A 6990-nucleotide genomic window follows, 5' to 3' on the forward strand; every position below is an offset into this window, starting at 1 on the left:
ATATACTGAAAAAATCCATGGAGTTCACCATGGATTTTAAATATTTTATTTTATGTTATTATTAATATATTCAAATATTGTAATATTTGTGACGTCTTCTTTATTAATTAAGTTTGATAAAGTTACGCCGATTAATCTTATTTCTTTATGGTTATGCTCAATATTTTTAAATAAGTTATATATATTAGTTCTAATATCTTCATGAGATGAAATTTCTTTATTTACGCTAACACTTCTAGTTATTTGTGTAAAATCATCGTATTTCACTTTAAGCACAACAGTTCTGCCACATTTATTTAAATATTCAGCTCTTTGAGAAACCTCTTCACAAAGTTCATCTAATATATTTATTAATTTTTCATCTTCTATATCTAAATTTTCTATTAAAGTAGTTTCTGCACCTATAGATTTTCTTTCTCTATGAGGTTCCACTTCTCTGTGGTCTATACCCCTGGCTAATTGATAAAATAAATATCCTCTATTTTTAAATATAGATTCTAATTCATTAATTTCTAATTGCCTCAAATCATATCCATCATTTATTCCCAAGTTCTTAAGTACCTTTTGTGTAACCTTCCCCACTCCAAAGAACTTACTTATTGGTAGATTATCTAAAAATTTCTGAGTATTATCTTCTCTTATAACTGTAAGGCCTGCTGGTTTTTTGTAGTCTGATGCTAACTTAGCTAAAAATTTATTATATGATACACCTGCTGAAGCTGTTAATCCAGTTTTCTCATATATTTCTTTTTTAATTCTTTTTGCAATATCTGTGGCATATTTTATATTCATTTTATTATTAGTTACATCTAAATATGCCTCATCTAGTGATAAAGGCTCTACTAAATCTGTATATTCATAGAATATCTCTCTAATTTCATCAGATACACTTTTATATACTTCAAATCTAGGTCTGACAAATACTGCATAAGGACATCTTTTATATGCTGTTTTACAAGGCATAGCAGAATGGATTCCGTATTTTCTAGCTTCATATGAACAGGTTGCTACAACACCTCTACCTTGTGGACTTCCTCCTACTATTACAGGTTTTCCTTTTAAATCTGGATTATCTCTTTGTTCAATAGATGCATAAAAAGCATCCATATCTATATGAATTATTTTTCTTTTTTTATCCATATTATCATCCTTTTATACTAAGTCTAACTTTTTACATACTTAATAAATAATTTATAAATTAAATAACTTTTTATTATAATAATACTTTAACTTATATTCTAACCTTTTAATTATTCTATAACAACAATAAGTCTATATATTATCCTCAAAATAAAAATCGCAACTCAATATAAATAATCAAGTTACGATGCATTAAGGAAAGGTAGCTTAATTATAAGCTACCTCATTTATATAAACTTTTAATATTTTTTAGTTGTAGTATAAGTTTTGTGATGGATATTCCGGATCACAAGTCACATGTAATCCTAACTTTCTAAATGTTTGCTCGTCATCTTGACTTATTATCGTTGTTGAGTGAGCTTGTACATTTTTTAACTCTTCTAATTTTTCCATAGCTAATTCAGCTGTTGGGTTAGTTACTGCACATATTGCAAGTGCTGATAAAACTTCTTCTAAGCCTAATGAAACATTTATTCCACCTAAAGTTTCCGTTTTTAATTTTATAATTGGGTTTAATATAACAGGAGATATTAATAGCATCTCATCAGGTATATTAGCCATATATTTTACTGCATTTAATATAGCTGCTGCACTGGCACACATTAAATCAGAACTTCTACCTGTTATTATTGTACCATCTGGAACTTGTAGTGCAACAACTGGATAAATATCAGCTCTATCACTTGTTTCTTTTAGTTTTTCACTATATTCCCTAGCTGGCATAACTACGGTTCTATCTTCAGGCTTAACATTTATTTTTTCAAGTATTAAAGATATTGTTTCATATGCATCTTTATTTACTTGTCCTTTTTTATATTGACAAGCAGTATTGAAGTATCTTCTTATTATTTCTTCTATTGAAGCCTTACATACTACTTCATCATCAACTATACCATATCCAACTCTATTAACGCCCATATCTGTTGGTGATTTAAACATTGATTCTTTTCCAGTTATTTTTTCTATTATTTTCTTTAATACTGGGAATAATTCTAAATCTCTGTTATAGTTTACTGATTTTTCTCCATATGCATCTAAATGGAATGAATCTATCATATTAACATCTTTTAAATCAACAGTTGCAGCTTCATAAGCTATATTTACTGGATGATTTAATGGTAAATTCCAAACTGGGAATGTTTCAAATTTTGAGTAACCAACACTATTTCCTCTTTTATTTTCATGGTATAACTGGCTTAAACAAGTTCCAAGTTTACCACTGTTTGGTCCAGGAGCTGTTACTACTACTATTGGTTTAGTAGTTTCTATATATGGGTTAGCTCCATATCCTTCATCACTTACTATCGTATCAACATCTGATGGATACCCTTTTGTAGGAGCATGTTTATATACTTTTATCCCACGTCTCTCTAATTTATTTATAAATACTGTAGTCGCAGGTTGGCCTTCAAATCTAGTTATAACAACACTATTTACATCTAAGTTATAACGTCTTAAGTCATCTATAAGTCTTAAAACTTCCATATCATAAGTTATTCCAAAATCCCCTCTTACTTTATTACGCTCTATATCTCCTGCATAAACACAAATTATAACCTCTACTTGGTCTTTTATATGTTGTAATACCTTGATTTTGGCATTTTCATCAAACCCTGGAAGTATTCTTTTAGCATGTAAATCTCCCATAAGTTTTCCACCAAACTCTAAGTATAATTTATCAAAATTGTTAACTCTCTCTAGGATAAATTTAGATTGTTCTTCTAGATATTTTTTATGATCAAATCCGATTTTCATTATGCACCTCTCAAAAAATTCTTTTCACTCATTATTATTTTTCACTAAGTTATCATTATATACCATGCAAGTATTTTTTTTCAATAGTTTTTCATAAAAAATTGGATTTTTTTCAACAGAAATAAAAGATAAAAGAAATTTTCTATCTTTAATTAGATTTGTTTATTAATTTTTTGATTTGTTATTATCATTCTTAATTTATTATTTTTAGTGAAAAATAGGTGTCATAATGCCAACCATATTTAATGGTGGAGTTTCATTATATGATAAGTTTTTTTTTAAGTCAATAGTTTTTAATATTTTTTTTATGCATCATTATATACTTTTTATTCAAATATATATAATTTAAATATTTTTGTCAGCAATAACATTTATCTTAAACAAAAGATTGCCCACTTGAAAAATATCAAGCAGGCATAATATTATTTTAAAATATTAAATTTAGTACGCTCTAACTAGCAACCACATCCACAGTCATCATCATCAAATCCACATGCACATACTATTAATAATAATATTAAGAATGGTATCCAAGCACAAATATCTATTTCTGACCAACAGTCTTGGAATGCTAAGAATAAGAAGAATAATATTATTATCCACCATCCTGCTCCGAAGAATCCTCCATCACAACCACCAAAAAATCTATCTAACATTCATGTTACCCCCTTGTTGATAAAATAATTTGTTTTTCTAAGATATAGTATGTAGGAGGTATCATTTTTGACATTACTTTTTTTGAAAAAAATAAATTTTTTTTAATCTACTGATTTTAAAGATTCTACCATCTTAACATTTTTTAATTTATGGTACATAGCTATATTTACAAAACAACTTAACACTATCGTTAATATAGCAGCTATTATATAACTACTTGTAGATATTACTCTACCAAACATCATTGACTGAAGTTCAACAGTTATCATTATAAATTGATGAAGTATCTTTCCTAATCCTAGTCCTACAAAAGTTCCTATTACACTAAGGATTATATTTTCTCTATAAATATATTGTGATACTTCCTTATCATAAAATCCTAAAACTTTAATTGTGGCTATCTCTCTTATTCTTTCAGAAATATTAACATTCGTTAAATTATATAACACCACAAATGCTAAGGCACCTGCTGATAAAATCATAATCATAACTACATAGTTTAAGTTCTTTATAGTATATTGATAAGTTTCTTTTGCAGCTGTATTAAATGAGCTTCCATTAATATGTTCTATTTTAGACAATTCTTTAGATAGTTCAGCTTCCATATCCACATTTGGATTATTTAATGTTCCCAATATCCTATTGAAATTTAATTTATCATTAAATAAATTTTTATAATTATCATAAGATATATATGCATAGTGAGATATATAATTTTCTGTTATACCAATTACTTTAACATTAGATTTTTTATCTTCACTATTAATCAATTCTATTGTATCTCCTACTTTAATATCTAAATCATTTGCCATTTTTTCTGTAATAACTACTCCGCTGTCATCAAGCTTTATAGTATTTTGAGTTCTTCTATCTTGTAAGTGAATAAAGTCATCCATGCTATCTAAGTCTTTTGGAACTACTATAGTTATTTCTTTGCTAGTATTGTTTACTTTTATATCACCATTTTGATAGCTAAATAAATCATATTTTTTAATTTCATCAAAGCTAGATAGATTTGTTCCTAATTTAGATAATTCCTTATCATTCATATCTGAATCCATAACTATAGACATATCATATTTAAATAACCTTCCATATTGTCCAGTAACAATCATTTCTATAGAATCTTTCACTCCAAATCCAGTAACAATTAAAGCTGTACATCCTGAAATCCCTAGTACTGTCATCAAGAATCTCTTTTTATATCTAAATATGTTTCTGACAGTAACCTTACTTGTAAAGCTAAGTTTATTCCATATAAAAGGAACTCTTTCAAGTATAATCCGCTTTCCGTTTTTTGGAGACCTTGGTCTCATTAAAACTGATGGAGTTTCTCTTAATTCATTTCGACAAGCAAAGTATGAAGCTGATGTTATTACCATTAAAGCAACTGCTGTTATGCTTAAAGTTATAGGAGCACTAAAAACAAAAATCATATCTGGCACAGAATACATCATTCCATAAGCAAAGAATATCACTGTAGGGAATAGTGTATATCCAATGGACATACCTAAAATACATCCTAATAAACATGCTATAAATGCATATAAGATATATTTTTTTGAAATTTGACTAGTTTTATATCCCAATCCTTTTAATGTCCCTATGTTTATTCTTTGTTCATCTACCATTCTTGTCATTGTAGTTAAACAAACTAAAGCCGCAACAGCGAAGAAGAATACAGGGAATATTTTAGCCAGTGCATCTATACTTTCGGCACAACCTTTATATTCTACAAAAGATTGATGACTATTTCTATCTAGTACATACCAAGTAGGTTTTTCAATATTTTCAATGTCCTTCTTAGCATTATTTATTTCCTTCTCACCATCTTTTATTTTTTCTTCTCCATCTTTAAGTTTTATTTCTGCCTTTAGCAGTTCTTCTTCAACCTTTATTTTATTTTCATCTAACTCTTTTTGAGCCTTCTTTATATCTTCTTTATTTTCATTTAATTTATTTTTAGCTTCTTCAAATTTTTCCTTTGCAGTACGTTTAGAGTTTTGAAGATTTAATTTTTCTTTTTCTAATTGTTGTTTACTACTTTCTAATGTCTCTTTACTTTCTTTTAATTTATTTTCTCCGTCAATTAATGCTTGTTTTTGACTTTGAAGTTCTTTATTTCCTAAATTATATTTATCCTCTAATATTGATAGTAAATATTTATTTTGATCTAAACTAGCTTGTAACTTAACTCTTTCTTCTGATGGTAAACTTTCATTTTTTAATTGTTCTTCTATTAGTTTATTACTATTTTTTAAGTTATTTATTTGAGAGTTAAGTTCTTTTAATTGACTTTCAGCCTTTTGAAACTCTACTTGAGCTATCTCTTTTTTAGAATTAAAATATTTTAAAGCTTCTTCATATTGGATTTCTCCAGATTTTATACTTTTTTCAGCATCTTTTATTTTATTCTCGCCATCTTCAATTTGATTTTCAGCTTTTAGCTCCTCAGATTTTAATTGCTTCTCTCCATCTTCAATTTGTTTTGAATAAGAATTTATTTGATTTTGGGCATCTTTTAATTCTTTTTCAGCTTTTATTTTATTTTCTTTATATTCTTTTTTTCCTTTTTCAAGATCTGACTTACCATCTTGTAGCTCTTCTTGTGCTTCTTTTAACTTATCATTTGCCTCTTTTAAAACTTCATTGTATCTCTCATCAGCTCTAATATCTTTTATTCCTTCAATTTCATCTGTTACACTTTCTACCAAATCAAAATATTTATCACTATATGTATCAAGAGCTTTAGCTCCTTTTACAGTTAAAAATATTTCTGTAAATGCTTCAGTTTTGAAATCATCTTGAGGTACCATAATTGCACCTGATACCACACCACTACCTATAGAGCTATTTCCTTTTTCATGAGATAAATAATACGGAGTTTGAACATAACCGACAACAGTATATTCAGTTTCTTTTAAAGAATTATCAAGTTTATCTTCATTACCAGATGAAAGCTTTATTTTACTTCCAATAGGATAGTCTACTGATTTAACTTTTGACTGTTCAACAACACACTCTCCACTTTTCTCTGGTAACCTACCTTCTACCAATTTTAATTGATTAATATAATTTTTATTATTTTTATTTGTATTACTTATATCTATTCCATGAACTTTAATTACTTTTTCAGATGAATTATATTTAGATAACACATCCATGGAGTAGGTCGGGAATACACCTTCTACATTATCTATTTTTTTAATTTCTTCAACATCTTTATCTGTTAAACCTAAAGTAGATAGTAGTCTTATATCCATTAAATTATAATCATCATAATATTTATCAGAAGATTTTTGCATCACAAGAGGTGCAGATTTTACACCAGTAAAAAATGCTACACCTAATACAACTATTGCAACTATAGATATAAATCTTCCCTTTGATTTTAAAATATCTCTTATAAAATCTTTATTTAAAGCACTTCTCATACTA

4 protein-coding genes are annotated in these 6990 nt (G+C 27.4%); all 4 read right to left on the reverse strand.

Features of this window, described 5'->3' with window-relative positions:
* Positions 1-45: 45 nt before the first annotated feature.
* A complete protein-coding gene (dinB, locus tag J7G74_RS00005) occupies positions 46-1140 on the reverse strand; it encodes a DNA polymerase IV (RefSeq protein ID WP_297130079.1) in 1095 nt (364 codons plus the stop codon).
* A gap of 249 nt (positions 1141-1389) precedes the next feature.
* Positions 1390-2895, reverse strand: coding sequence for a DUF1846 domain-containing protein (locus tag J7G74_RS00010; protein ID WP_297130082.1), 1506 nt, complete (start codon positions 2893-2895; stop codon positions 1390-1392).
* A 455-nt stretch (positions 2896-3350) separates the two neighbouring features.
* The gene (locus tag J7G74_RS00015; RefSeq protein ID WP_297130085.1) at positions 3351-3551 is read right to left on the reverse strand and encodes a hypothetical protein; all 201 of its coding nucleotides are present in this window, start codon (positions 3549-3551) and stop codon (positions 3351-3353) included.
* Between the two features lie 102 nt (positions 3552-3653).
* The coding region (locus tag J7G74_RS00020) for an FtsX-like permease family protein (protein ID WP_330616315.1) at positions 3654-6990 on the reverse strand (3337 nt) is incomplete at its 5' end.

Source organism: Terrisporobacter sp. (genome assembly GCF_017888745.1).
Classification (GTDB): Bacteria; Bacillota; Clostridia; order Peptostreptococcales; family Peptostreptococcaceae; genus Terrisporobacter.